Source organism: Rhodococcus sp. IEGM1428 (assembly GCF_050321865.1).
In the GTDB taxonomy this organism is placed as follows: Bacteria; Actinomycetota; Actinomycetes; order Mycobacteriales; family Mycobacteriaceae; genus Rhodococcoides.
In genome coordinates this window covers 947,220-972,348 of the sequence record NZ_JBNQFW010000001.1, presented here as the reverse complement: position 1 = coordinate 972,348, position 25,129 = coordinate 947,220, and the positions used below count along the sequence as shown (strand labels likewise).

General features: G+C 64.7%; 27 protein-coding genes. 12 read left to right on the top strand and 15 right to left on the bottom strand.

The features are described 5' to 3' along the window. The first annotated feature begins 30 nt into the window (after positions 1-30). Positions 31-720, top strand: a complete 690-nt coding sequence (locus ACQR3T_RS04505) for a FadR/GntR family transcriptional regulator (protein WP_032376920.1) — start codon at positions 31-33, stop codon at positions 718-720. Here the strand turns inward: ACQR3T_RS04505 and ACQR3T_RS04500 are convergent. From ACQR3T_RS04500 to ACQR3T_RS04490, 3 genes are all read right to left on the bottom strand, one after another. Further along, the gene (locus tag ACQR3T_RS04500) at positions 710-1,564 is read right to left on the bottom strand and encodes a TIGR02569 family protein (RefSeq protein ID WP_032378142.1); all 855 of its coding nucleotides are present in this window, start codon (positions 1,562-1,564) and stop codon (positions 710-712) included. The two genes, ACQR3T_RS04505 and ACQR3T_RS04500, sit on opposite strands and share 11 nt — an antisense overlap. Before the next feature lie 60 nt (positions 1,565-1,624). Beyond that, positions 1,625-2,791, bottom strand: a complete 1,167-nt coding sequence (moeZ, locus tag ACQR3T_RS04495) for an adenylyltransferase/sulfurtransferase MoeZ (protein ID WP_428692640.1) — start codon at positions 2,789-2,791, stop codon at positions 1,625-1,627. Between the two features lie 93 nt (positions 2,792-2,884). Continuing rightward, positions 2,885-3,964 carry a DUF3152 domain-containing protein gene (locus ACQR3T_RS04490; protein ID WP_032376918.1) on the bottom strand — a complete coding sequence of 360 codons (1,080 nt, stop codon included), beginning with the start codon at positions 3,962-3,964 and terminating at the stop codon, positions 2,885-2,887. 299 nt (positions 3,965-4,263) lie between these two features. On the opposite strand from ACQR3T_RS04490, the gene ACQR3T_RS04485 reads away from it, so the two are divergent. Continuing rightward, a complete protein-coding gene (locus ACQR3T_RS04485) occupies positions 4,264-4,917 on the top strand; it encodes a TetR/AcrR family transcriptional regulator (RefSeq protein WP_032378141.1) in 654 nt (217 codons plus the stop codon). 75 nt (positions 4,918-4,992) lie between these two features. On the opposite strand, the gene ACQR3T_RS04480 is transcribed toward ACQR3T_RS04485, so the two are convergent. Next, on the bottom strand, positions 4,993-5,220 hold the full coding sequence (locus tag ACQR3T_RS04480) for a DUF3107 domain-containing protein (protein WP_170944847.1): 228 nt from the start codon (positions 5,218-5,220) through the stop codon (positions 4,993-4,995). 131 nt (positions 5,221-5,351) lie between these two features. Further along, positions 5,352-6,089, bottom strand: coding sequence for a ferritin-like fold-containing protein (locus ACQR3T_RS04475; RefSeq protein WP_428692639.1), 738 nt, complete (start codon positions 6,087-6,089; stop codon positions 5,352-5,354). Between the two features lie 303 nt (positions 6,090-6,392). On the opposite strand from ACQR3T_RS04475, the gene ACQR3T_RS04470 reads away from it, so the two are divergent. After that, entirely contained in the window at positions 6,393-8,054 is a 1,662-nt protein-coding gene (locus ACQR3T_RS04470; RefSeq protein ID WP_032376915.1) for a DEAD/DEAH box helicase, read from the top strand. A gap of 9 nt (positions 8,055-8,063) precedes the next feature. Next, positions 8,064-9,317 (top strand): Rv3212 family protein, encoded by a 1,254-nt coding sequence (locus tag ACQR3T_RS04465; RefSeq protein ID WP_428692638.1) that lies wholly within the window; start codon positions 8,064-8,066, stop codon positions 9,315-9,317. A gap of 22 nt (positions 9,318-9,339) precedes the next feature. On the opposite strand, the gene ACQR3T_RS04460 is transcribed toward ACQR3T_RS04465, so the two are convergent. Next, positions 9,340-10,134, bottom strand: coding sequence for a ParA family protein (locus ACQR3T_RS04460; protein WP_032376913.1), 795 nt, complete (start codon positions 10,132-10,134; stop codon positions 9,340-9,342). A 59-nt stretch (positions 10,135-10,193) separates the two neighbouring features. After that, positions 10,194-11,660: a DHA2 family efflux MFS transporter permease subunit gene (locus ACQR3T_RS04455; RefSeq protein ID WP_428692637.1), complete on the bottom strand. Its 1,467-nt coding sequence runs from the start codon at positions 11,658-11,660 to the stop codon at positions 10,194-10,196. 192 nt (positions 11,661-11,852) lie between these two features. Here ACQR3T_RS04455 and ACQR3T_RS04450 point away from each other — a divergent pair, with 192 nt between their 5' ends. Together ACQR3T_RS04450 and ACQR3T_RS04445 are read left to right on the top strand one after the other, a co-directional pair. Continuing rightward, positions 11,853-12,494: an acid phosphatase gene (locus tag ACQR3T_RS04450; RefSeq protein ID WP_428692636.1), complete on the top strand. Its 642-nt coding sequence runs from the start codon at positions 11,853-11,855 to the stop codon at positions 12,492-12,494. Next, on the top strand, positions 12,491-12,967 hold the full coding sequence (locus ACQR3T_RS04445) for a GNAT family N-acetyltransferase (protein WP_037155765.1): 477 nt from the start codon (positions 12,491-12,493) through the stop codon (positions 12,965-12,967). Before ACQR3T_RS04450 ends, ACQR3T_RS04445 begins: the two co-directional genes overlap by 4 nt. A 9-nt stretch (positions 12,968-12,976) precedes the next feature. On the opposite strand, the gene ACQR3T_RS04440 is transcribed toward ACQR3T_RS04445, so the two are convergent. After that, positions 12,977-13,408 (bottom strand): hypothetical protein, encoded by a 432-nt coding sequence (locus ACQR3T_RS04440; protein ID WP_032376911.1) that lies wholly within the window; start codon positions 13,406-13,408, stop codon positions 12,977-12,979. 196 nt (positions 13,409-13,604) lie between these two features. Here ACQR3T_RS04440 and ACQR3T_RS04435 point away from each other — a divergent pair, with 196 nt between their 5' ends. Together ACQR3T_RS04435 and ACQR3T_RS04430 are read left to right on the top strand one after the other, a co-directional pair. After that, positions 13,605-14,558: a diacylglycerol/lipid kinase family protein gene (locus tag ACQR3T_RS04435; RefSeq protein WP_428692635.1), complete on the top strand. Its 954-nt coding sequence runs from the start codon at positions 13,605-13,607 to the stop codon at positions 14,556-14,558. A gap of 266 nt (positions 14,559-14,824) precedes the next feature. Continuing rightward, positions 14,825-15,079: a WhiB family transcriptional regulator gene (locus ACQR3T_RS04430; protein WP_032366305.1), complete on the top strand. Its 255-nt coding sequence runs from the start codon at positions 14,825-14,827 to the stop codon at positions 15,077-15,079. A 108-nt stretch (positions 15,080-15,187) separates the two neighbouring features. Here ACQR3T_RS04430 and ACQR3T_RS04425 read toward each other — a convergent pair whose 3' ends face one another. Both ACQR3T_RS04425 and ACQR3T_RS04420 read right to left on the bottom strand, forming a co-directional pair. Further along, positions 15,188-16,666: a sensor histidine kinase gene (locus tag ACQR3T_RS04425; RefSeq protein WP_032376910.1), complete on the bottom strand. Its 1,479-nt coding sequence runs from the start codon at positions 16,664-16,666 to the stop codon at positions 15,188-15,190. Between the two features lie 21 nt (positions 16,667-16,687). Further along, positions 16,688-16,903, bottom strand: a complete 216-nt coding sequence (locus tag ACQR3T_RS04420) for a biotin/lipoyl-binding carrier protein (protein ID WP_008717734.1) — start codon at positions 16,901-16,903, stop codon at positions 16,688-16,690. Positions 16,904-17,022: 119 nt separating this feature from the next. Here ACQR3T_RS04420 and ACQR3T_RS04415 point away from each other — a divergent pair, with 119 nt between their 5' ends. Continuing rightward, complete coding sequence (locus ACQR3T_RS04415; RefSeq protein ID WP_370878772.1) at positions 17,023-17,097, top strand: 50S ribosomal protein bL37; 75 nt, start codon at positions 17,023-17,025, stop codon at positions 17,095-17,097. 87 nt (positions 17,098-17,184) lie between these two features. On the opposite strand, the gene rsrA is transcribed toward ACQR3T_RS04415, so the two are convergent. After that, positions 17,185-17,481 carry a mycothiol system anti-sigma-R factor gene (rsrA, locus tag ACQR3T_RS04410; protein WP_032376909.1) on the bottom strand — a complete coding sequence of 99 codons (297 nt, stop codon included), beginning with the start codon at positions 17,479-17,481 and terminating at the stop codon, positions 17,185-17,187. Beyond that, positions 17,478-18,260, bottom strand: a complete 783-nt coding sequence (locus tag ACQR3T_RS04405; RefSeq protein WP_155293044.1) for a sigma-70 family RNA polymerase sigma factor — start codon at positions 18,258-18,260, stop codon at positions 17,478-17,480. Before ACQR3T_RS04405 ends, rsrA begins: the two co-directional genes overlap by 4 nt. Positions 18,261-18,350: 90 nt before the next feature. Between ACQR3T_RS04405 and ybaK the strand changes: the two genes are divergently transcribed. From ybaK to rsgA, 3 genes are read left to right on the top strand one after another with little or no spacing between them, the layout of a single operon-like run. Continuing rightward, complete coding sequence (gene ybaK, locus ACQR3T_RS04400; RefSeq protein WP_428692634.1) at positions 18,351-18,842, top strand: Cys-tRNA(Pro) deacylase; 492 nt, start codon at positions 18,351-18,353, stop codon at positions 18,840-18,842. Between the two features lie 6 nt (positions 18,843-18,848). Beyond that, positions 18,849-20,165 carry a 3-phosphoshikimate 1-carboxyvinyltransferase gene (gene aroA / locus ACQR3T_RS04395; RefSeq protein WP_428692633.1) on the top strand — a complete coding sequence of 439 codons (1,317 nt, stop codon included), beginning with the start codon at positions 18,849-18,851 and terminating at the stop codon, positions 20,163-20,165. Then, the gene (gene rsgA / locus ACQR3T_RS04390) at positions 20,117-21,151 is read left to right on the top strand and encodes a ribosome small subunit-dependent GTPase A (protein ID WP_428693051.1); all 1,035 of its coding nucleotides are present in this window, start codon (positions 20,117-20,119) and stop codon (positions 21,149-21,151) included. Before aroA ends, rsgA begins: the two co-directional genes overlap by 49 nt. 45 nt (positions 21,152-21,196) lie before the next feature. On the opposite strand, the gene ACQR3T_RS04385 is transcribed toward rsgA, so the two are convergent. The 3 genes from ACQR3T_RS04385 to ACQR3T_RS04375 form a co-directional block, all read right to left on the bottom strand. After that, positions 21,197-22,447, bottom strand: a complete 1,251-nt coding sequence (locus ACQR3T_RS04385; protein WP_032376905.1) for a fatty acid desaturase family protein — start codon at positions 22,445-22,447, stop codon at positions 21,197-21,199. Between the two features lie 123 nt (positions 22,448-22,570). Beyond that, positions 22,571-23,872: a fatty acid desaturase family protein gene (locus ACQR3T_RS04380; RefSeq protein WP_032378136.1), complete on the bottom strand. Its 1,302-nt coding sequence runs from the start codon at positions 23,870-23,872 to the stop codon at positions 22,571-22,573. 108 nt (positions 23,873-23,980) lie between these two features. Beyond that, a complete protein-coding gene (locus tag ACQR3T_RS04375) occupies positions 23,981-25,096 on the bottom strand; it encodes a ferredoxin reductase (RefSeq protein WP_037156208.1) in 1,116 nt (371 codons plus the stop codon). Positions 25,097-25,129 lie beyond the last annotated feature (33 nt).

Here is a 25,129-nt window from a genome sequence, read left to right as displayed (position 1 = left end):
GGCGAAACGTTCACAGTCCGAGGAGCCCACGTGCGGCAGGTCCAGCGATCGAGCCTGATAACCCAGGTCACCGCACAGTTGCGTGACGAGATCACGTCGCAGAGATGGCCGGTGGGCACCCGCATCCCCACCGAGCCGGAATTGTGCGAAATCACCGGGACCGGTCGCAACACCGTTCGCGAAGCGGTCCAAGCCCTCGTGCACGCCGGCATGGTCGAGCGCAGACAGGGGTCGGGCACCTTCGTCATGACCTGCTCCGACCTCGGCGGCACCCTGGGTAAGTACTTCTCGGACGCCCGGCACCGCGACGTCACCGAACTCCGCCAGACCCTGGAGGTCACTGCAGCTGCGCTCGCCGCCGACCGACGCGACGACGAGGACATCCGAGTCATGCTGGGCGCGCTGAAGGATCGCAACGCGGCGTGGTCGAACGAGACCCCACTGGCGGACGCCGTCCGGATCGACGCGCGCCTGCACCGCGCCATCGTCGCAGCCAGTCATAACGCGATCTATCTGGAGTTCTACGACTCACTGCTGCCGGTGATCCACGACGCCATGCGCCACCATGCCATCGAACACGACGACGACTACGTTGCCGAGCACACCGCACTCGTCCATGCCGTCATCGACGGAGACGCCGATCGTGCGTCGGATGCAGCTCGATCACTGTTCCACGAACTGTCCGAACCACTCGCTCGCGCAACGGAATCTACAGAATGAGACGCACCAGGTCCGCTGTTCGTGCGAGACCCGGAAAGGCCTCGGACGTCGAACGCGGATGGAGCGCGTGAACAGCGAGACGAAACATCAACGCGCGCAGCAACATCTGTGGCCACTCGGGTAGATCGTCCCAGCGACCCACCAGACCGTCGTCGGCGTCACCCCAGGACAGGGCGTCCACCACCGCTACTCCGGCGGCCCACGGTGCCGGACGCCAGTACGGCGTGATGTCGCTGATTCCGGGTGCGTCACTGCCCGAGAACAGCACCGTTCCGAACAGGTCGCCGTGTACCAGTTGATCCGGTGACTCGACGGGTTTACGCAGTGTCGCAAGCTGTTTGACCAACTCGAGACTGCTCTTGCCGTCGTTGGAGGACGGCTCGGGTGCGCCTGCTCCGCGTGCCGATCGGAGGGGGACGGCCTCCCATGCTGCTCTGTCGGCTGCGACGAACACGTCCACATCCGCCCACGGTGCAACGGGTGGCTGAACCAAGAATCGGGGACGCTCCAGTTGCGCCGTCGCCGAGTGCAGACGCAACGACAACGAGACCACCTCGTCGTGCCGGGGCTCGGGTTCGCCGGCCACGAACGTGTCTGCGCGCCAGCCCGACACGACGTACCGACCGTCGGTGGAGCGCACAGGGCGAGCGAGTCGAACTCCGTCCACCGTCAACGTCTCGCGTACCTTGGCCGACCAGGCCGCGCGGGCGTGGTCGGCCACCGGAGACAGCACGACGTCACCCAGACGCCACCCACCGTCCCAGTCCGCTCCGAGGGGTGCCGGCTCGACATCACGCAGCCCGAACGTGGAGATCACGTGCTGAGGGGGTTCGACAGAGCTCACGCTCGCCACGCTACCGCCGATCGGTGCGTCACTGCGCACGACGCGCACACGCGCGCCGCTTCAGTAGATGGGCAAACCAGGGTCTATTTGCTTGGCCCACTCCACTATTCCGCCCTGCAGATGGGACGCGTCGGCAAAACCGGCACCGACGACCGCGCTGAGCACTTCCGCGGACCTGATGCCGGTTTTGCAGTACAGCACGATCGGCACGTGCTGCGGCAGCTCGGCCATGGCCGCACCGGAGAGGATTCGATCCTTGGGAATCAGACGTGCGCCGTCGATGCGAACGATGTCCCACTCGACCGGTTCACGCACGTCGATCAGAGCAACCTCGCGCCCGGACTCCAACATTGCCCGTAGCTGAACCGGGGTAACTTCCTCGCCGACGGATTCGACGGCCGGAACAACTCCACAGAATGCCTCGTAGTCGATCAACTGGGTGATCGGGGTCCGATGCGGATCGCGGGTCAACCGCACCGTTCGATAGCTCATCGCCAGTGCGTCGTAGATCATCAATCTGCCCAACAGCGTCTCGCCGATGCCGGTGATCAACTTGATGGCCTCGGTCACCATGACCGAACCGATCGAAGCGCACAGAACTCCCAGCACGCCACCTTCGGCGCACGACGGCACCATTCCCGGCGGCGGAGCCTCGGGGTACAGGTCGCGATAGTTGATGCCCACTCCCCCGGGTGCTGCATCCCAGAACACCGAAACCTGGCCCTCGAATCGATAGATCGAACCCCACACGTACGGAATGCCGACCAGGGCAGCTGCATCGTTGACGAGGTACCGGGTTGCAAAATTGTCGGTGCCGTCGAGAACGAGATCGTAGTGTCCGAAGAGTTCGAGCGCGTTCGAGGAATCCAGTCGAACCTTGTGCAACGTCACCTCGACGCCGTCGTTGAGTTCGAGAATCGAATCTCTGGCACTGTCGGCTTTCGCCCGGCCCACATCGGACCGACCGTGGATGATCTGCCGTTGCAGATTGGACAGTTCGACATCGTCGAATTCCACGATTCCCAGAGTCCCGACACCTGCGGCTGCGAGATAGAGCAGTGCAGGTGAACCCAACCCCCCGGCACCGACGACGAGTACACGGGCGTTGCGGAGGCGCTTCTGACCGTCCGTTCCCACGCTGGGAATGATCAGATGACGGCTGTATCGCGCTACGTCCTCGGGCGTCAGTTCGCCCGCGGGTTCGACCAGCGGAGGTAGGTGGACCACGATGCAGCGACGCTCCTCGACTCGACACGGCGGCCGGTGAGCCCGATCGCCACGTTCGAATCTAATCCCCCAGCTGGTCCGAAACCCAGCCGGTCACGCTCGCGGGTACGGCCACGGATTGAATCGACATGTCTTGCCGTCCATGGGGACTACGCCCTCCGGATCCAGTCGCGCGATGTCGTCGTTGGACGTGCCGAACGTCTGTTGCATCATCACCGGTGCCAGGCCGCCGTCGGCCTCGCACGGCTGGTGCTGCTGGTAGCCGATTGCGTGGCCCACCTCGTGGTTGATCTGATACTGGCGGTACGAGCCGATGTCTCCTTGGAACGAGATCGCCCCGCGAACCCATCTCGGCTCGTTCAGGACGACTCGCTCGATGCCCGGGTTGTAGCAGGAGACTTCGAGTTGAATGTCGTACCCACACGCCTGCCGGATGGACATCTGCGACGTCAGCGAGATCCTGAAGTCGGGGTCACCCTGGTCGATTCGCCGAAACGCGAAACGCGGGTCGTTCGTCCAGCTCTTGGGATTGGCGAGTGTCTGGTCCACCAGGCGGCCGAACGACTCGTCGCCGCCGAATCCGACCGTGTCGACACCGTCCTCCACCTCGACCGTGTACGTGAACACCCGCTCGGTCCCTTGGCCCACCTGCTCGGTGGAACCGGCCACGGTGTGCCACGTGCCGGCACCCTGGACCGCGAAGGGGCCGCCGTCCGGCAGTTCACCCGAGGAGATCGACGACGCGAAATTACCGTCCGCCTGTGGCGGTACACCGATGATTCCGGTGCCCGAGGTCGTGTCGGAGCTCAGAGTGCCGAAACCGGGATCGGCATTGGTGGACTGCGCCGCGGTGCCGGTGACCGGGTCGCCAGTGCGCACGGCGTCGAATACCACGAGGGCAGTGACCACGATCAGAACTGGAACCGCGTATGCCCGCCACCCGTACGTCGAGGCGAACTTTCCGATCTTGCTCTGCTTGCGGACGTCTCGGTCGGGTCGACGATTGCGTTGCTTGACCTCGCGCTGCGTCGGATCCCACTGCGCGCGCAATGGTTGGTGAGAACCGCGGCTACCCACCGTGCGTGGAAAATCGTCCGACCGATCGTCGTACTCGTCGTCGACGCCGCCCGACTGCACACCACCGCGGATACGCGGTCCGCCTCGGTCAGTCACTCGATCACGATCTCACAATCCTCACCGCCCGCTGCTCGGCACGCCGACAACGAGACCGGAACTATCGGGTTCTCGGTACGGAAACATCCTACAAACAAACCGTTCGACGTGATCCGGGTTCGAGCAATTCGTTCCTGGTCCCCCAGGATCCCGACCGTGCCGGACGCCACGAGTATCGTTGCCCGTGATCTGCGCTACGAGTAATCCGAACCGATGGCCACCCGCCGGAAGTTCACGACGGATCGCTCGCTGTCGAACCAAGACGAGCGCAGTTGTCGACGCGGATGGGAACGGAATTGATGACAGATCTCGACGACCGGAGGTCCTCGGACCGGCCGGCCACCACCGGCAATCGACGCAGCGCGCGGCTGCCACGCGATGCCCGTCGGGCGCAGCTGCTCGCCGCTGCGAGCGAAATATTCGTGACCCGCGGCTATCACGCGTCCGGAATGGACGAGATCGCCGAATGCGCAGGTGTCAGCAAGCCGGTCCTCTACCAGCACTTCCCCGGGAAGCTCGAGCTGTATCTGGCGGTGCTGCAGAGCTACGTCGACACGTTGATCGCAGGCGTTCGCCAGGCCCTTCGCTCGACCACCGACAACCGACAGCGCGTACGCGCCGCGGTACTGGCGTTCTACGATTTCGTCGACACCGACACTCAGGGCTTCCGCCTGGTTTTCGAGTCCGATCTGATGGGCGATCCCCAGGTCAACTCGCGCGTCGAGCAGGCGACCGAAGCGTGCGTCGACGCCGTGTTCGATCTGGTCGCGCACGACTCGGGACTCGACCCGTACCGGGCCCGCGTGCTCGCCGTCGGTCTGGTCGGAGCGAGCCAGTTCACGGCCCGATACTGGCTGGAAGCCGACCGGCCCATATCCAAGGAAGACGCGGTGGACACCACCGTGTCGCTGGCCTGGGGCGGTCTGTCGCACGTTCCGCTGCAAGCCCCGTAGGAACCTCTTCCCGTCAACGCCACGCGCCCCTCACTCGTAGTCGAGTGAGGGGCGCGTGGTGGTTTCCCGGCCGTATCAGGAGGTCGCGAATCCGACCTTCCGAGCATCGGACGGACCGATCTCGACGTACGACACCTTGGCGGCCTGGATCAAGAACTTGCGTCCCTTCTCGTCCTCCAACGACAGCACTCCATCCTTACCGGCGAAGGCGGTCGACACGAGCGCTTCGACCTCGGCCGGGGACTGCGTGCTGTTCACGACGAGCTCACGGGAACTCTCCGAAACACCGATCTTGACCTCCACGGTCAACCTCCGAACTCTCGACAACTCTGCTCACGCCAGGCTAGTGCAGCGGGGTCGACCCAGACGCCCGACGCCCTGTGCTGTCAGCGAACACTGCCCTGTGCTGCCGGCGAACACCGGCGTCGGACGGGTCAGTCCAGGCCGAGCGAGGACATCCGCTCCGAGTGCTGTTCCTGCATCCGATCGAACAGTGCGACCACTCCGTTGAGGTCGCCCGAGGCGGTGATGACGAGGTCGGTCAGCGACTCTCGTTGCGCGAGCACGAACTGCGCCTGGGTGATGGCCTCGCCGAGCAGGCGGCGACCCCACAGCATCAGCCGCGCCTTGTCCTGCGAGCTCGCCCGAACCCGCTCGGATACTTCGTGGACGACGAACTCCGAATGCCCGGTCTCGGCCAGCACGTCTCGCACGATCTCGGCGACGTCGGGATCGAGGCTGTGCGCGATCTGCCGGTAGAAGTCCGCTGCGATCCCGTCGCCCACGTAGGCCTTGACCAGGGACTCCAACCACGTCGACGGAGTGGTCGACGCGTGGTACTCGTCCAGAGCACGCACGAACGGAGCCATCGAGGCATATACGTCGAGACCCCGAACGGACAACGCTCGCTCCAGCGTCTCGAAGTGACTCATCTCCGCCGCCGCCATGCTGGCCAGGGCCACGCGCCCCTCCATCGATGGCGCCATACGCGCATCCTCGGCCAGCCGATAGAAGGCCGAGATCTCGCCGTAGGCGAGTACCGCGAACAAGTCCGGAACTCCCGGGTGATCGTGCGCGATGGCCGGCTCGGCCGGCTCGGCCGGCTCGGCCGGCTCGACGAGCGTGGTGGATGCATCTATGGACGACGACGACTCCGGCGAGTGGGCTCCCATGGGTGGCAATCGTAGTCCCGTGCGCGACGCCCCGCCTCGGCGCGCGTCGTACCTGCCGTGACCGGCCGACGATGGTGAATTCGGCTCGGCAAGCTACCATGGTGCTCGATCGTCGCTCGCGGACCGATGGAACGGACCGAAGAACACGTGATGGTCATCGATAATGTGCGCGCACCTGATCCGGGTCGCCTCGACAGCTTCGCCGCAGCGGACATCGCAGTCCGTGGCCGCGCTGAGGCTGACGGCGACATCACATCGGATTGAGGGCATCGACTTCGGCCGGCAATAGGCCTGTGCCCTTCCTTGTGCGCGCGTTCGAACACGAGGAAGGCCAGTCCCCTGAGCAAGATAGTCATCGACCAAGAATCCGAGACCGGCGACACGACGTTGTCGGCTCAACTGGACGACACCCACGTACCTCCCACGTTCGCGGAACTGAACGTCGACGCGGCCATCGTTCGCGCTCTCTCCGAGATGGGAATCGAGCGCACCTTCGCCATCCAGGAGCTGACGCTGCCGCTCGCCATCGCGGGTGACGACCTCATCGGTCAGGCACGTACCGGCATGGGCAAGACGTTCGGCTTCGGTGTTCCACTTCTGCACCGGCTCGCCACGGACAACTCCGGCACCACTCCGCTCGACGGCACTCCGCGTGCCCTGATCATCGTGCCGACCCGTGAACTGTGCGTCCAGGTCAGCTCCGATCTCGAGAACGCCTCCAAGTACCTCAGCGGTGCCAACGGACCCGTCAAGGTGCTCTCCATCTACGGTGGCCGCCCGTACGAGGCTCAGATCAGCGCGCTGCAGAACGGGGTCGACGTCGTCGTCGGAACTCCCGGCCGTCTGCTCGACCTCGCCAAGCAGAACCACCTGATTCTGGGCAAGGTCGGCGTGCTCGTTCTCGACGAAGCCGACGAGATGCTCGACCTCGGGTTCCTTCCCGACATCGAACGCATCCTCGGCATGGTGCCCGACAAGCGTCAAACGATGCTGTTCTCTGCCACGATGCCCGGCCCGATCATCACGCTGGCGCGCACCTTCCTGACGCAGCCGACGCACATCCGGGCCGAGGAAGCGGAGTCCTCCGCCGTCCACGACCGCACCGCCCAGCACGTGTACCGGGCGCACGCACTCGACAAGGTCGAGATGGTGGCCAAAGTCCTCAAGGCCGAGGGCCGCGGCGCGACGATGGTGTTCACTCGCACCAAGCGCACGGCTCAGAAGGTCGCCGACGAGCTGTCCGAGCGTGGCTACTCGGTCGGTGCCGTGCACGGTGACCTCGGTCAGGTCCAACGCGAGAAGGCTCTCAAGGCGTTCCGCACCGGAAAGATCGACGTCCTGGTGGCCACCGATGTCGCAGCACGCGGTATCGACATCGACGACGTCACCCATGTCATCAACTACCAGTGCCCCGAGGACGAGAAGACCTATGTGCACCGCATCGGTCGCACCGGCCGTGCCGGACGCACCGGCATCGCCGTCACCCTGGTCGACTGGGACGACATCCCCCGCTGGCAGCTGATCGACAAGGCGCTCGATCTCGGTATGCCGGATCCGGTCGAGACCTATTCGAGCTCGCCGCACCTGTTCACCGACCTCGGTATCGCCACGGACGCCACCGGCACTGTGCGCAAGGCACCCTCGCGCGCCCCGGAGAAGGCTGAGGAAGACGGCGAGACCGACGCGGCAGCGCCGGCCGCGGACGCGTCGTCGGCAGCGACCAAGCCCCGCCGCTCGCGCAGTCGCCGTCGCACTCGTGCAGGGCAGGGCGGCGACACCGCAGGCTCCGCCGCGGCGTCGAACGATTCCCCATCTGCCGCGACTTCGGTTGGCGAACAGTCGGATACGACCGACACGGCGTCCGCCGACACGGCCACGAAGACTGCCCCGCGCCGCCGCAGGCGCCGTCGCTCCAGTGGATCCTCGGCCGATGCCGGACCGTCGACTGCGAGCGCTTCGGAGTAGTCTCCCGTCGTGCTGGCTCCAGAACGTCGGACGAGAACCGACCTCGTCGTCGCCGCCGTCATCGCAGTTGTGGTGGTCGTGGCCGCGAGCATCGCCTGGTTGACCGGCGATGCCCGCGGCACCACGTCGATTTCCGCCGCGGAGCCGCTGCCTCAGCCCGAGCCGGCAGCGTCGGTGCCCACAGCTCTCACCGAACTGTGGCGTGCGCCGAGCGCAGCAACGGATCCCGCGCGTACCCCGGCTCCCGTCGTCGCCGGATCCACGGTGGTGACCGCCGATGGTGGCTCCGTCGTCGGCCGTGATCCGCGGTCGGGCGAGCAGTCCTGGTCCTACACACGCGATCTCCCGCTGTGCTCGGTGGTCGCAGCATGGAACACGGCAGTCGCGGTCTACCGCGACGATCGCGGTTGCTCCCAGGTGACCGAACTCGACGGATCCACCGGGCAGCGCAAGGCACAACGTACGTCCGACGCCGACGATGCGGTTCGCCTGTCGTCCGACGGCACTTATGTGACGTCGAGGGGCAACACCCGCATGGAGTTGTGGCGATCGGACATGGTGCGCACCCTCGAGTACGGTCGAGTGGATGCTCCGGTCAATCCTGGTAGTCAGCCGAGAACCGGGTGCACCCTGCTGTCCTCGGCGTCGACGAACTCGCGGACGGCCGTGCTGGAGCAGTGCCCGGGCGAGGCTGCTGCGCGCTTGTCTCTGATCAACCCTGCTCCCAAGGACGCGAGTGAACCCGAAGAGTACGGGTCGACGGTGGTGCCCGAACTCGTTCCCGGGCCCGACTCCCCTACGGCCGGACGCGTCATTGCCGTCACCGGAACCGTTGTCGCGCTGTACATTCCAGCCGAGAACGGCGCGCCCGATCGGATCGGACTCTACGACAACACGGCTTCGCGGATATCCGAATTCGACCTCGCTTCCACCCTGTCCCCCGAGCAGGACTCACCGAATTCGCCTGCGACGAAGGCAGGCTCGGTGTTCACCTGGTTCACCGGCGCCGGGGTGCAGGCGCTCGATTCCACCGGCCTGTCCCCCGTGTGGTCCATCCCCGGAGCCCTCGGAAGCGGAGCCGTCATGGCCGGCCGGCTTCTCGTCCCCGTGCCCGACGGTATCGCGGTGGTCGATCTCACCACCGGCATGTCGATCGACGAGATACCCGTGGACCGAGGCGACTACATCGGCCCGGTGCAGACGTCGGTCATCGGCGATGTGATCGTCGAGCAGCGCGGTGACGACGTGGTCGCTCTGGGCTGATCAGGCCGTCGTTCGCCCGGTTCTACACAGCCGGATCGTAAGTCTTCAGCTCGGCTCCGTCGTTCCAGTGCGCCAGCAGGTTCTCGGCAAGTTCTCGATACGCCTGCGCGCCCTTGTTCTTTCGCCCCGACAGTACCGTCGCGCCCGATGCGCTGGCCTCGGCGAAGCGAACGGTCCGCGGGATCGGCGGCGCGAGGACCGGGAGCGAATATCGGTCGGAGACATCGCCGAGCACGTCCCTGCTGTGGGTGGTTCGAGCATCGAACAAGGTGGGGAGCGCACCGAGCAGCGTCAGGTCGGGGTTGGTGATCTGCTGCACCTCGGACACCGTTCGCAAGAGCTGCCCAACTCCCCGATGGGCGAGGGTTTCGCACTGCAGAGGTACCAACACCGACTGCGCGGCGGTGAGCCCGTTGAGGGTCAGTACCCCCAGTGACGGCGGGCAATCGATGACGACGACATCGAAGTCGTCGAGTATGGGAGCGAGCGCGCGCTTGAGTGCGAATTCGCGACCCGCCCGCATCAGCAGGAGGGCTTCGGCACCGGCGAGATCGATCGTGGCCGGCAACAGGACGATTCCTTCCGCCGTTTCGATCAGCACGTCCTCCACCTTGGCGTCCCCGGTCAAAACCTCGTGCACGGAGGAATCGAGCTTGTCGGGGTTGTGCCCCAGAGAGAACGTCAGGCAACCCTGCGGGTCGAGGTCGACCACCAGGACGCGTCGGTCGAGCGCGTGCAGCGCTGCTGCGAGCGAGGCCACCGTGGTGGTCTTGGCCACGCCGCCCTTCTGATTCGCTACCGCAAGAATTGTCGTCACGGCTTTGATCCTTGCTTACATTCTGCGGATGAGCGAGAGTTCGGCACCTCTCGGCCGCGTCAGTGCAGGACGATCGGTGCCGCCGGCCCCTCGCTCACGTGCTTGGTTCGGGGCAGGAAGAACGCGGGAACGAACGTGGCGACGATGAGAACCAAGGCAACCATGAAGGTGGTACCGAAGGCTCTGGCCGAGATGTCGAACGCATCGGCCTGGTTGGTGGCGGTGAGTGCGGGCTTCTGCTGAGCTGTCAGCACCACCGACATCAGGGCGGTACCGATCGAGCCGGCGGCCTGCTGCACGATGTTCATCAGAGTGGAGCCGCGAGCGACGGTTTCGTCGGTCAGTGTCTGCAGGGCCGCCGTCATGATCGGCATCATCGTCGATCCGAGGCCGAGGCCCATCACGAACAGGGCACCGATCAGCAGTGTGTAGGACGTGCTGGTGCCCACCTGCGTGAACACCGCCATACCCGCGGTGATGAGCACCATGCCCACGAGCACGATTCTGCCGGGGCCGGTCTTGTCGGCGATCACCCCCGCGATCGGCATCGCGATCATCGCGCCGATGCCCTGCGGGGCGAGCAGGAGCCCAGCCGACAGAGTCGATTCGCCGCGCAACAGGAAGTAACTGGGGAACAGCAGGCCCGCGCCCATGAAGGCCACCATGAACAGCGTCGTGGTGATCACGGCTACGGACAGCGATCGGTTCTTGAACAGTCGCAAGTCGATCAGCGGGTGCTCCACACGGAGCGCGTGGAACACGAACAGGACGATCAACACCAGGCCGACGAGAACCGGCGCCAGCACCTTCACGGCAAGGACGGTCTCGGTTTCGACGACCGAGGACGCGCCGTAGAGAAACAGTGCCAGACCGGGCGAGAGCATCAGCATGCCGCGGAAGTCGAAGGATTCGGACGGAGTCGGGTTGTCCCTGGGGAAGATGGCCACAGCGGCGACAAGCGCAACGATGCCGATCGGCAGGTTGATCAGGAAGATCCAGTGCCAGCTCGCTGCCTCGATCAGCCAGCCGCCCAGAATGGGACCTGCGATGGGCCCGATGAGCATGGGAACACCCAGCACGGCCATCACTCGGCCGATGCGCTCGGGACCGGCAGCGCGGGTCATGATCGTCATGCCCAGCGGCATCAGCATGCCGCCCCCGAGCCCTTGCAACACACGGAACACGATGAGCGAGGTGATGTCCCAGGCGAAGCTGCACAGCACCGAACCGAGCACGAACAGCACGAGCGCGGTGATGTAGAGCCGTTTGGTTCCGAATCGGTCGGCGGCCCACCCGGTCAGGGGTATGACGGTTGCCAGCGCGAGCGTGTAGCCCGTCATCGTCCACGCGGCGTTGGCGTATGTCGTGTCGAACACGTCGGTGAATGTCCGGAGCGCGACGCTGACGACGGTGACGTCGAGGATGGACATGATCGCGCCGAGTACCACGACGCCGGCAATTTTCAACAGCGCTCCGTCGAGCTTCTGCGGTGCGTCGGTCGCCGCGGGCTTGGTCAGGTCGGTCATGGTTCTCCAGATCGGTGATCGAAAGCTACGAGGCGTTCCGAGGCCGCGAAGGGCTCGGAGCCGAGGCGCACGGCGGCGAAGATTCAAGTGAGGGTAACCGGCCGGTAGGTCTGTGCTCAATGGAATTTTCGGACACATATCCGGGACGACTATGACAAAGGCCACATCGCGGTTGCAGGCATGATCGTCTCCATGACCACACACGGCGGCGTCGAGGCCGGCAGCGTTGTCCTCCTACGGCACGGGGAGACCGAATGGGCCCTGGCCGGCAAACACACCGGAAGTACTGACGTCCCTCTCACGAGCGTCGGCGAGCAACAGGCTGTCGACGCCGGCTCACTGTTGCAGCTGCTGAAGTTGCGCGATCCGCTGGTGATCTCGAGTCCGCGGGAGCGCGCCCGTAGAACCGCGGACCTGGCGGGCCTGCAGGTCGACCGAACGTGGGATGCGTTGTCGGAGTGGGACTATGGAGACTACGAGGGCATCACGTCGACGCAGATCCACGAGACGGTTCCGCACTGGACCGTGTGGACGCATCCGTGCCCCGGTGGTGAGTCGATCGGTGACATCGCGGTGCGGGTGGAGCTGGTGCTCTCGGTCGTCCTACCGCTGCTCACCGACCGTGACGTCGTGTTGGTCGGTCACGGCCACTTCTCCCGCGCGCTCATCGCCGGCTGGACCGAGGCTCCGATCACCGAGGGCAAGCGGTTCGCGCTCTCGCCTGCCGCGTATTCGCTACTCGGGTTCGAGCATTCGTTCCGCCAGCTCGTCGCGCACAACGTGCATCCCTCGATTCTGACCGCAGCGTCCGCTCGAAAGGAAGACCGTCGATGATCCGCCGCGCCACCGAGGCCGATGTTCCCGCCATCACCGGTTTGGTCCACGAGCTCGCTGCGTACGAGAAGTCGTCGTCACTGTGCACCGTTCGAGACGAGCACCTTCGTCGTGCGCTGTTCGGTGCCCAGCCGTCGGTGTTCGCGCACGTCGCCGAGCAGGAGGGGGTCGTGGTGGGGTGCGCACTCTGGTTCCTGAACTTCTCCACGTGGGACGGCGTCAACGGTATCTATCTCGAGGACCTCTACGTGCAGCCCGCTGCGCGAGGAGGAGGCTTCGGAAGAGGATTGCTCGCCGCGTTGGCCGCCGAGTGCGTCGCCCACGACTACACGCGGTTGACCTGGTCGGTTCTGGACTGGAACACCCCGTCGATCGGCTTCTACCGATCGTTGGGTGCGCAGCCGCAGGACGAGTGGACCACGTTCCGGTTGACCGAGGACGCGTTGGCCGAGTTGGCCGCGACGGCGCGGTGACGGTTCGGTTCAGCCGAGCTCGTCGTCGACGTCGCTGTATTCGGCTGCCATCCACCGCGACGAGGGCGGGCTGAACAGCAGAACGAGCACTCCGATCACCACGATGCCGAGAACGACGCCGTAGACGGTCTGGTGCGACCCGGTCAACAGCGACCAGACGACGGGCAGCAGGAGCAGCTGCACAACGGTGGCAATGGCCCTGCCCCAGCGTTTGCCGAGGATGAGTGCGACGCCCGCAGCCCCGACTCCGACACCGAGGACTCCGAACCACCCGGCGGTGCCGTAGCCATTGGCGACCGCGTTGTCTCCTTCGCCGGAGACCGCCCGGACGAGTAGAACGAACGCGGCAATCAACGAGGCCGCGCCCTGTGCTGCGACGAGGACCCCGGCGGATCGGAAGGTGGCCGGCGGACCGATGTTCTCGGGTGTTGAGGTGGGCACGCGACCAGCCTAGGACCCGGGAGTGGAGCCTGCGGAACGACCCAGGCCGACCGAGAGTGGAGCCTGCGGAAGGACCCAGGAACTGGGCAAGAGGAGCCTGCGGAACGACCCAGGCCGACCGGGAGTGGAGCCTGCGGAAGGACCCAGGAACTGGGCAAGTGGAGCCTGCGGAACGCCCCCGATAGTGTTGGATCTCGTGCGTGCGCTGTTGATCGTCAACCCCAATGCGACTTCTACGACGGCTGCGGCTCGGGATCTGCTGGCCCATGCGTTGTCGAGTCGTGTTCGAGTCACTGTTGCGCAGACGACTCACCGTGACCATGCGTCGGAACTCGCGCGCAGTGCCCGTGAGGACGGCATGGGTCTGGTGATCGTTCACGGTGGTGACGGGACGGTCAACGAGGTGATCAACGGCTTGCTCGGGGTGCCGTTACCGACGTCGATGCAGGCGGTGACGATCGGTGCCATTCCGCCGATCGCCGTCGTTCCCGGCGGCAGTGCAAACGTGTTCGCGCGATCACTCGGCATCGCGGCAGATCCGGTGGCGGCGACCAATCAGTTGATCGGCCTGCTCGATGCGCGAGCTCGGCGAACGATCGGGTTGGGTCATTGTGACAATCGCTGGTTCACGTTCAATGCGGGTATGGGTCTGGATGCCGATGTGTGCCGGGCGATCGACGCCGGACGCAAGGACGGCAAGCCGGTGTCCGCGACGCGGTATCTGCGGTCGGCTGTGCAGGAATTCTTCAAGCACAAGCGTCGGCCGGCGCGGTTGACGGTGGAGGTTCCCGGGCAGGAGCCCTTCGAAGGTGTGCACTACGCGTTCGTGTCGAATTCGAGTCCGTGGACCTATCTGAACGAGCGGCCTGTGCACACCAATCCCGGCACGGGTTTCGATTCGGGTCTCGGTGTGTTCGGGATGCGTTCGACTGCCCTGTTCCCTACGCTTCGGGTGTCGCGACAGTTGTTGGCCAAGGGAGCAGAACCCAAGTCGCGCAAGCTGATTCGAATCGACGACGTTCCCAGTGTCCGCATTTCTTCCACCGAGCCGGTGGGGTTGCAAATGGATGGGGACTACTTGGGCGAACGTACGGAAGCCGAGTTCTTCGCCACTCCCGATGCGCTGGAAGTTGTTGCTCCGACCATGTGATACGCGGTCGTTCCTCGTGCACAGGGATGCCAGAAGGGCAGTTTCCTGCGAAAAAACGAGCGAAATCCGGCAGCTCAGGGTACAAAGGAGCGCAGAAGGCTAAAGCGAGCCTAACAGAGTGAGCTTGACCACGGTCACGCGCGTATCCCTTGACTTCACCTGAGTTCGTGAAAGCATTCACAAGCAACAGTGCGGAAACATTGGTTACCCACTCGTGAACAGAAGAGAAACGAAACGGCGCTTCGGCGCCCGGTAAGGAGCAGAGGATGGACTGGCGCCACAAGGCAATTTGTCGCGATGAAGATCCGGAACTATTTTTCCCGGTGGGAAACAGTGGCCCGGCGCTCGCGCAGATCGCCGATGCCAAAGTCGTCTGTACTCGGTGCCCCGTCACCGCTGAATGCCTGTCCTGGGCACTCGAATCCGGCCAGGACGCAGGAGTATGGGGCGCAATGAGTGAAGACGAGCGCCGTGCACTCAAGCGACGCAACGCACGTACGCGCGCACGCAGCTCCGTCTAGGACGCACACGCAGCAACCCGGAGGGCCCGGTACCCGCGCAAGCGGATACCGGGCCTTTTGCATGCCACGGGCCACCGACCGCGTAACGCAATGTTCACCGACGAGGCGTCAGGCACGCGGTGCGCGACGCCCCAGTGGGACTCTCAGCATCGCGTCGGTTCCGCCACCCGATGCCGGATGCAGGCCGAGCGAACCGTTCAACTCGACCGAGACCAGAGTGCGCACGATCTGCAGTCCGAGACCGTCCGAGCGTTCGAGGGAGAACCCGGTAGGCAGCCCGCGCCCATCGTCGTGGATGACGACGTCCAACCATTTCGCGGAGCGATCGGCGCTGATTCTCACCACTCCGGCAGATCCGGCGTCGAAACCGTGCTCCATCGCGTTCTGTACCAATTCGGTCAGCACCATCACCAGCGGTGTTGCACGCTCTGCCGAGAAGACTCCGAGCTTGCCTTCTCGTGCCACCCGGACCCGAGGATTGACTGTCGCGATGTCGAGCATGATCGGCACCAAGCGGTCGACGATCTCGTCGAGGTCGACCTCTTCGTCCACCGACATCGACAACATTTCGTGAACCACGGCAATGGACGTCACCCGACGGACCGATTCCGCCAGCGCTGTACGTGCTTCCTCGTTCTCCAGGCGACGAGACTGAAGCCGGAGCAGGGCCGCGACGGTCTGCAGGTTGTTCTTCACCCGATGATGGATCTCCCGGATGGTCGCGTCCTTGCTGAGCAGGGCGCGATCGCGTCGTTTCACCTCGGTGACATCACGGACGAGCACCGCAGCACCTGCCGACCGCCCACGGGGCTGAAGCGCGAGGGTGCGCACGAGAACGGTGGCCCCGCGAGCATCGACCTCCATTCGATGGCCCACATTGCCGCTGAGGGACGACCGAATGTGGTCGGCAACCTCTTGTGAGTCGAACGGATCGGTGACCAGCGATCGAGTGACCGACGCGAGATCTCGGCCGGACAGTTCCGTCGTCAGTCCCATCCGGTGGTAGGCCGACAGCGCGTTGGGGCTCGCGTAGTCCACCCGGCCCTCGGTGTCCACGCGAATGAAGCCGTCGCCTGCTCGGGGAGACGAGTTCACGTCGGTGCGCTCCTCCGGTGTGGGAAACGTTCCTTCGCTGATCATCAGACACAGATCGTCGGCGCATTCACGGTAGGCCACCTCGAGCGCACTGGGCGGTCGAAGCTGAGCCGGGTTGGTGTCACGCGTGAGCACCGCGATCACGTGCTCGCCGCAGCGCACCGGAATGCTCTCGCTTCGCGTCAGGACGCCGCCCTGGACGATCTCACGTTGCTGCAGAGCGACCATCACATCCGGATGCTCGGACTCGGAAATCGTGGTGCCCACGATGTCGTGTGTGAACACCGTCGGCGCAGTGGTCGGCCGACACTGGGCAACACACAGCACGTCGGCGGTTCCGGTGGACACGTCGTCGGTACCGACCCACAACAACACGTCCGCGAACGAGAGGTCGGCCAACAGCTGCCACTCCCCCACAACACGTTGCAGGTGGTCGACCGCAACGCCCGGGAGGTCGGTGTGCTCGGCCAGCAGGTCACTGAGGGTCGACACGAGATACCGGTCGGCCGTGGCTCAGGACACGACGGCGATGAGGTCGCCCTGTTGAATGACGTCGCCGACGGCCACATCCACGGACGTGACCGTGCCCGCCGTCTCGGCCAGCACCGGAATTTCCATCTTCATCGACTCCAGGATGACCAGGGTGTCACCCACCTCGACCGCGTCACCTCGAGCCACGACTACCTGAAACACCGTGGACACCATCTCCGCGCGAACGTCCTCGGACATCGGCGAACCCCTCTCTCACGTCACCACGAACCGCGCTGGACACCCACCGGAGACCAGGCCCGTCACAGTAAGCCAATCACACGTGGGAGACTGTACTGAACAAACGAGAGGAGCCCATCATGGGAAAGCGTGGACGTAAGAAGCGTGCTCGTAAGGGCAACAAGGCCAACCACGGCAAACGTCCGAACAGCTGACGGTTTGCCACAAGCCGCGAGGGGCCGAGAAGCAGATGCTTCTCGGCCCCTCGTCGTTCGGTGGGTCGTCGTTCGACCCGTCTTCGGCTACTCGGAGTCGACCTGCCGAGTGAGCACGGTCCGGCGGATCTCGATGCTCAGCCGTTCACGGAGACCGGCCGGTGCCTGGTCCCCTCCACACTTGCGCGAGATCAGCCGCTTGACCTTCTCTTCGATTCCGTAGGCCTCGAAGCACGACCCACACTCGTCGATGTGCTTCTGCAGGCGCGTTCGGCTGGCCTCGTCGCACTCGTTGTCGAGCATGATCCACACGTCCGCGATGACTGCCGAGCAGTCGAGTCGCTCGAACTGCTCGTCTCCGTCGGTGTTGCCGGTGCCCGTCACTGGACTACCTCCTGCTCGTGCCGGTCGACTGCGCCGTCCCGGTTGAATCCACGCTCGCGTGCCACATCGGCCAGCAGTCCTCGGAGTTGTTTGCGTCCGCGATGCAGACGCGACATCACCGTTCCGATGGGCGTTCCCATGATCTCGGCGATCTCCTTGTACGGAAAGCCCTCGACATCGGCGTAGTAGACGGCCATTCGAAACTCTTCGGGAAGGGACTGCAACGCCGCTTTGATGTCGTCGTCCGGCAACGCGTCCAGCGCCTCCACCTCGGCGGAGCGCAGTCCTGTCGACGTGTGCTCGGCGGTCGCAGCGAGCTGCCAGTCGCTGATCTCGTCGGTGGGGTACTGAGCGGGCTGACGCTGCTTCTTGCGGTAGGAGTTGATGTAGGTGTTGGTGAGGATCCGGTACAGCCAGGCCTTCAGGTTTGTACCCTCACGAAACGACCGGAAAGCCGAGTAGGCCTTCACGAACGTCTCCTGAACCAGGTCCTCGGCGTCGGCGGGGTTGCGCGTCATCCGCAAGGCCGCGCCGTAGAGCTGATCGAGCATCGGCAGCGCGTCGCGCTCGAAGCGCTCGGTCAACTGCACTCCGGTCTCGGCTGCCCTCTGCTCCGCGATCGCCTTCTCGTCGTCCACTGGAGCGACGGGATTGCTGGCTTCTGTCACGCTGATCCCTTCGATTGCTTCCACCGCCCAGGCTACCGCGCCCGAAGTCGACTTCTGCGAAGAGATCACCCCCTTCAGCACGAGGGGATGTCCCGCGGTCAGCACTGCCATTCGTCTTTCCTTCCGCCTGCATCCGTATCTGTGGTTACACAACACAGGTCGGCACCGCCATGTTCCCGGGCTGGAACTAGAGTTCAGCGGATGGCTGCGTCGACCCCCGCTCTCGCGCTGCTCACGGCACGCAAGGTGGCGCACACCGTGCATTCCTACGACCACGATCCGCAGGCGCAGTCCTACGGCGAGGAGGCGGCGCAGGTACTCGTCGACCGACTCGGGGTTCGACCCGACCAAGTCTTCAAGACCCTGATCGTCGAACGGGCGGACCGATCGCTCGCCGTCGCGATCGTTCCCGTCACGACGATGCTCTCGCTCAAGGCCGCGGCGACCGCTCTGGCCACCAGAAAGATCGCAATGGCCGACAGGGCTGCCGCCGAACGTTCCTCCGGCTACGTCTTCGGTGGAATATCACCTCTCGGCCAACGCAAGTCCCTCCCCACAGCCATCGACGACTCCGCTCTGAAGTTCGAGACGATTCTGTGCAGCGCAGGCCGCCGTGGCCTGGAAATCGAACTCGCCCCGGCCGACCTCGTCCGGCTCACCCGCGCGACAACCGCTCCCATCGCCGCGCGCTGATCGCGAATGAGCGAAGATGGACGCGTGAGCAATTGGACAGCACCCGCCGCGGCCGCACCCGTCGATGCGACAGTCACACTGCCCGGATCGAAATCCATCACCAATCGCGCACTGATCATCGCCGCCCTCGCATCCGGCCCGTCGACGATCGTCGGTGCCCTCCGCAGCCGTGACACCGACCTCATGATCGACGCTCTGACGACTCTGGGGATCGACATCACCGCCGCAGACGACGACAGGACGACACTGCGGGTCACTCCGGCACCGATGCACGGCGGATCGGTGGAGTGCGGGCTGGCAGGTACCGTCATGCGCTTCGTGCCGCCTCTCGCTGCACTCGCCGACGGCGAAGTATCGTTCGACGGCGACGAGCAAGCACGCATCCGCCCTCTCGACACGATCCTCGACGCACTGCGCGCCGTGGGTGCCGAAATCGAAGGCAGCGCGCTTCCGTTCACGATGAGCGGTACGGGCTCGCTGCGCGGCGGGGCCGTCGAGATCGACGCCTCGGGATCCTCGCAGTTCGTCTCCGGTCTGATGCTCTCGGCGGCGGCGTTCGACGAGGGAATCGAGATCCACCACACCGGTAAGCCCGTACCGTCCATGCCGCACATCGACATGACCGTGGAGATGTTGAGGCGAGCCGGAGTGCGCGTGGACACTCCCGAAACCGGTGGCGACGCGAACACCTGGCGTGTGTACCCGGGTCCGATCACACCGATCGAGTGGATCATCGAGCCGGATCTGTCCAATGCCACCCCGTTCCTGGCCGCCGCAGCCGTCACGAGAGGCAGAGTGCGCGTGCCGAATTGGCCACAGTCGACCACCCAGCCCGGTGACGCGATTCGCGAGATCCTCGCGCTGATGGGCGCTCGGGTCGATCTGACTGCGGGCACCCTGACGGTGGAGGGTCCGGATACGTTGCGCGGCATAGACTTCGATCTCCACGACGTCGGCGAGCTGACACCGACGGTCGCGGCGCTCGCAGCCCTGGCCGACGGACCGTCGATTCTCCGCGGCATCGCCCACCTGCGTGGTCACGAGACCGACCGACTCGCGGCGCTCACCACCGAAATCGTCCGGCTCGGTGGGCGTGCGGTGGAAACCGACGACGGCATCAGGATCGATCCGGTACCGCTGCACGGCGGCAGCTGGCGCGCCTACGCCGACCACCGAATGGCCACGGCCGGCGCCATCGTCGGATTGCGCGTCCCCGGCGTCGAGGTCGACGACATCGGCACCACCGCCAAGACCCTTCCGGGCTTCGAGAAGCTCTGGGACGCAATGTTGTCCACCACCACATCGAGCGAGGTCGGGTCCTGACCGCCCGTCGATACGACGAATCCGACGTCCGCATTCGACCGGGTAAGAGTTCTCGCCCACGCACCAAGACGCGACCCGAACACAACGACGCCGAAGCAGGAATGGTCGTCTCGGTCGACCGAGGCCGATGGGGCTGTGTGCTCGGCGGTGACCCGACTCGACCGGTCGTGACGATGCGCGCCCGCGAGCTTGGCCGGACCCCGATCGTGGTGGGCGACGAAGTCGACATAGTGGGAGACCTGTCGGGCAAGGTCGACACCCTGGCTCGTATCGTGCGCGTGGCCGAGCGCCGCACGGTCCTGCGGCGCACCGCGGACGACACCGACCCGTTCGAGCGCGTCGTGGTGGCCAATGCAGACAGGTTGCTCATAGTGGCGGCACTCGCAGACCCGCCGCCGCGCACCGGTTTCGTCGAACGAGCTCTGGTCGCCGCGTACGTCGGTGGGCTCGAACCCGTGCTGTGCCTGACGAAGAGCGACTTGGCCGCCCCCGAGGAATTCACCGCCGCATTCGCCGATCTCGATGTCCCCGTGGTGTTGGCGGGTCAGTCCGAGGACCTCACCGAACTGACCGCGATGCTGACGAACGACGTGACCGCCCTCATCGGCCACTCGGGCGTCGGAAAATCCACTCTCGTCAACAGATTGGTGCCCGATGCCTATCGGGCCACCGGAGTGGTCTCGGGCGTCGGAAAAGGCCGTCACACCTCGACACAGTCGGTGGCGCTACCGCTGCCGGGCGGCGGCTGGGTGGTCGACACGCCGGGTATCCGATCGTTCGGACTCGCGCACATCTCCCCCGAGAACGTCGTCGCCGCGTTCTCCGATCTGGCCGACACGATCGAAGACTGCCCGCGTGGGTGCACCCACCTCGGCCCTCCGGCCGATCCCGAATGTGCCCTCGACTCCCTCACCGGGGACGCGGCACGACGCGTCGCTGCCGTTCGCCTACTTCTCGAAGCCGTTCGAACGAACGAAGCCTGGTAGAGACCCACGGGTCTCTACCAGGCTTCGCTATCGAATCGGCGGCGGTCAGGCTGCCTTGCCGACCAATTTGCGAATTCCCTTGCGCTTCTTGGTTTCCGCGATTGCCGTGCGCAGACCGCGACGCTTGCCGGTCTCCGGGTCGACGGTGAACAGGCCGGCTGGAGCATCGGCCCACTTGCGCTCCGACGCGGTCTCGGGAGCATCGTCGCTCGTTGCCTTCAAGTACTTGTTGGGCAGCGACAGCTTCGCGATGGTGCGCCACGAGAGGAAGTACTGGTGCACGATCGAACCGGTCGTGTACGGCAGGTCGTACTTCTCGGCGAGCTCGAGAACCCGAACCTTGATCTCCCGCAGTCGATTGCTGGGGAGGTCGGGGAACAGGTGGTGCTCGATCTGGTAGCACAGGTTGCCGCTCATGAACTCCATGACGGGACCGGCGTTGAAGTTCGCGCTGCCGAGCATCTGACGCAGGTACCACTGCCCCTGCGTCTCGCCTTCCATGTCGGACTTGGTGAACTTCTCCGCACCGTCGGGGAAGTGGCCGCAGAAAATGACGGTGTTGGTCCACACGTTGCGCATCATGTTGGCGACGATGTTCGCCGTCAACGTGCTCTTCCAGGCGGGACCGGTGAGCAACGGATGGAGGACGTAGTCCTTGCCGATCTGCTTGCCGACCTTCTCCAGTACTTCGCGCCGCTTCTGCTCGAATTCCTCGCGCGGCACTCGACCCTTGGCCACCTTGCCCAGTTCGAGGTGCTGAAGCGCCACTCCGTACTCGAAGAACAACTGCAGCAGCAGGTTGTAGACGGGGTTGCCGATGTTGAAGGGCTTCCACCGCTGATCGCGGGTGACCCGGAGGAGGCCGTAGCCCACGTCGTCGTCCATACCCAACACGTTGGTGTACTTGTGGTGGATGTAGTTGTGCGTCTGCTTCCAGTGCGCCGACGGACCCGTGTTGTCCCACTCCCACGAGGTGGAGTGAATCTCTGGATCGTTCATCCAGTCCCACTGGCCGTGCATGACGTTGTGGCCGAGTTCCATGTTCTCGATGATCTTGGCGACCCCGAGCATGGCAGTTCCGACCAGCCACGCCGGACGGCGGCGGCTGGCGAACAGCACGGCCCTGCCGCCGATATCGAGGGAGCGCTGCAAGCGGATCGTGTTCTTGACGTACCGGGCGTCGCGTTCGCCGCGAGACGCCTCGATGTCCCGCCGAATCGCGTCGAGCTCGTGGCCCAGCGCTTCGATGTCAGCGTCGGTCAGATGCGCGTATTCTTTGACGTCCGTAATCGCCATGGGAAAAAACCTCCTGGCAGTCGTGAACACACAGCACGCATGTATGCGCTATGTGCAATTCCGTCACCTACCGTATCGTAACTTACGGTTCCGTAGGTTAGTGGCGGAAATCTGTGTGACGATTCACAACGAAACGCGGTCGCCCGAGCGGCGAAGAGCCTTGGCCTGACGCTTGGCTTCCTTCTTCGCGTTGCGCAAGCTCACCCGCGCCTCTTGCATGGCCGAACGCAGGCCTCGACGCTGCCCGGTGAGCGGATCGATCCGGAGCGCATGAACGGCGGGCGAATCGCCGACCCGCCAACGCCGCTCGGACGACGTCTCGGGGGCGTTGTCGGACGTGGCTCGCAACCACGAGTCGGGCAGCGACAGCTTGTGGATGGTCCGCAGCGCCAGCAGGTACTGCTTGCCGAGCGACCCTGTGGTGTACGGCAAGTCGTACTTCTCGCACAGAGCGTGCACCTTCTCGGCGATTTCCGAATACCTGTTGCTCGGCAGGTCCGGGAACATGTGGTGCTCGATCTGGTAGCAGAGGTTGCCGCTCATGAAGGCCATGGCCGGACCGGCTTCGAAGTTCGCACTGCCCAGCATCTGACGCAGGTACCACTCGGGGCGGGTCTCGGTCTCGAATTGACCGATCGTGAACTTCTCCGCACCGTCCGGGAAGTGACCACAGAAGATCACCGCGTACGCCCATAGATTCCGGACCAGGTTGGCGGTGGCGTTGGCGGTCAACGTGGACTTCCACGCCGGGCCGGACAGTGCCGGAAACAGGACGAAATCCTTACCGACCTGCTTGGCGATCTTGCGCGCGAATGCGCGGCTCGCCGGAGACTTCAGCAGACCTTTCTCGTCCTCGCCGTCCAGCTGCTTCTGAGCGTCGTAATCGTGCAGTGCGATGCCCCACTCGAAGGTGGTGGCCAGCACGATGTTGGCGAGCGGCTGAATGAGGTTGATCGGCTTCCACGGCTCGTCACGGGTCATGCGCAGGATGCCGAAGCCGATGTCGTCGTCCATGCCGACGATGTTGGTGTAGGTGTGGTGCGAGTAGTTGTGGGCGCGTTTCCACTGCTCCGACGGTCCGGTCTGATCCCACTCCCACGAGGTGGAATGAATCTCCGGATCGTTCATCCAATCCCACTGCCCGTGCATCACATTGTGGCCGAGCTCCATGTTCTCGATGATCTTCGCGACGCTGAGCATCGCAGTCCCGGCAAGCCATGCCGGTCGATATTTGCTACCGAGCAACACTGCGCGCCCGCCGAGCTCGAGCAGACGCTGCACCCTGATGGTCCGACGGATGTAGGCCGCATCGCGCTCGCCGCGGCTGTCTTCGACGTCGCGGCGGATCGCATCCAGTTCACGACCGAACGCTTCCATGTCTTCTTCGCTCAGGTGCGCGAATTCTTTGATATCGGTGATGGCCACCGGGTCCTCCAACAGTTGAGTGCAGTGCCCGAAATATCGTGGTTCGGCATGGGCAACCTACGTAAGCGTAACCGAACAGCCTGAGAAGGCAGTGTGCGAAAAACAGACCTACAGTTCCAATGTGCAGTCGCCCGCAGCAGCGGAAATGCACGTTTGCACACGATCGCCCTCGCTGTGCTCCTTGCCGGAACGGAGGTCGATGACGTGCCCTGCGGTCAACGGGACCACACACGTCTGGCAGATACCCATCCGGCAGCCGAACGGCATCTGAACTCCGAGACTCTCGCCGGCTTCGAGAAGGCTCGTGGCCCCGTCGACAGCAATGTTCCGGTCGGATTTGGAGAACGTCACGGTGCCGCCGGCACCGGAAGTGTCGGCTCGGGAGATCTCGAACCTCTCGAGGTGAAGCCTGTCCTCGATGCCCTCGCGCTTCCAGGTCTTCTCGATCTCTTCGAGGAGGGCCGCGGGGCCACAGGCCCAGGTGTCGCGCGTCCGCCAATCGGGGTACAGCTCGTCCAGCGAGGCCAGCGCGAACTTGCCGTCGGATCGCGTCAGCTGCACATGAGAGGTGAAGTTGGGATGAGATTTCTCCAACGCGGAGAGCTCGGCGGCGAACATGACCTCGTCCTCGGTGGGAGCCGAATGGATGTGCACCGTGTCGGGCATGTCCCCGTGTCGATCCAGTGCGCGCAGCATCGAGATGATCGGAGTGATACCACTGCCCGCAGTGACGAACAGGATCTTGTTCGGCGGCGGAACCGGCAGCGCGAAATTTCCCTTCGGCGCGGCCAGACGAACGATTGTTCCCTGCGGCACGCCGCCGACGAGGTGCGAAGACAGGAAGCCCTCGGGCATCGCCTTGACCGTGATGGAAATCAGTTTGTCTTCCCAGTTCGGCGGCGAGGTCAGCGAGTACGACCGCCAGTGCCACCGTCCGCCGAGGTGCAGACCGATTCCGATGTACTGACCCGGCTGGTAGTCGAAATTGAAGCCCCACCCAGGCCTGATCACCAGCGTCACCGCGGTCGCGGTCTCCTGCTCCACTCGCACGATGCGGCCTCGCAACTCACGCGCCGACCACAACGGGTTCGCCAGATGCAGGTAGTCGTCCGGCAACAAGGGAGTGGTGATACGGGTGAAAGCACCGCGCACCATGTTCAGTCTGGGACGCCTGGGTGCCGAGACGCCGGCCGCAGGAGCTTCCAGCCATTTCTTCAGATCCATCGGGTGTTCCATCCCCTCGATCGAGACTCCGAG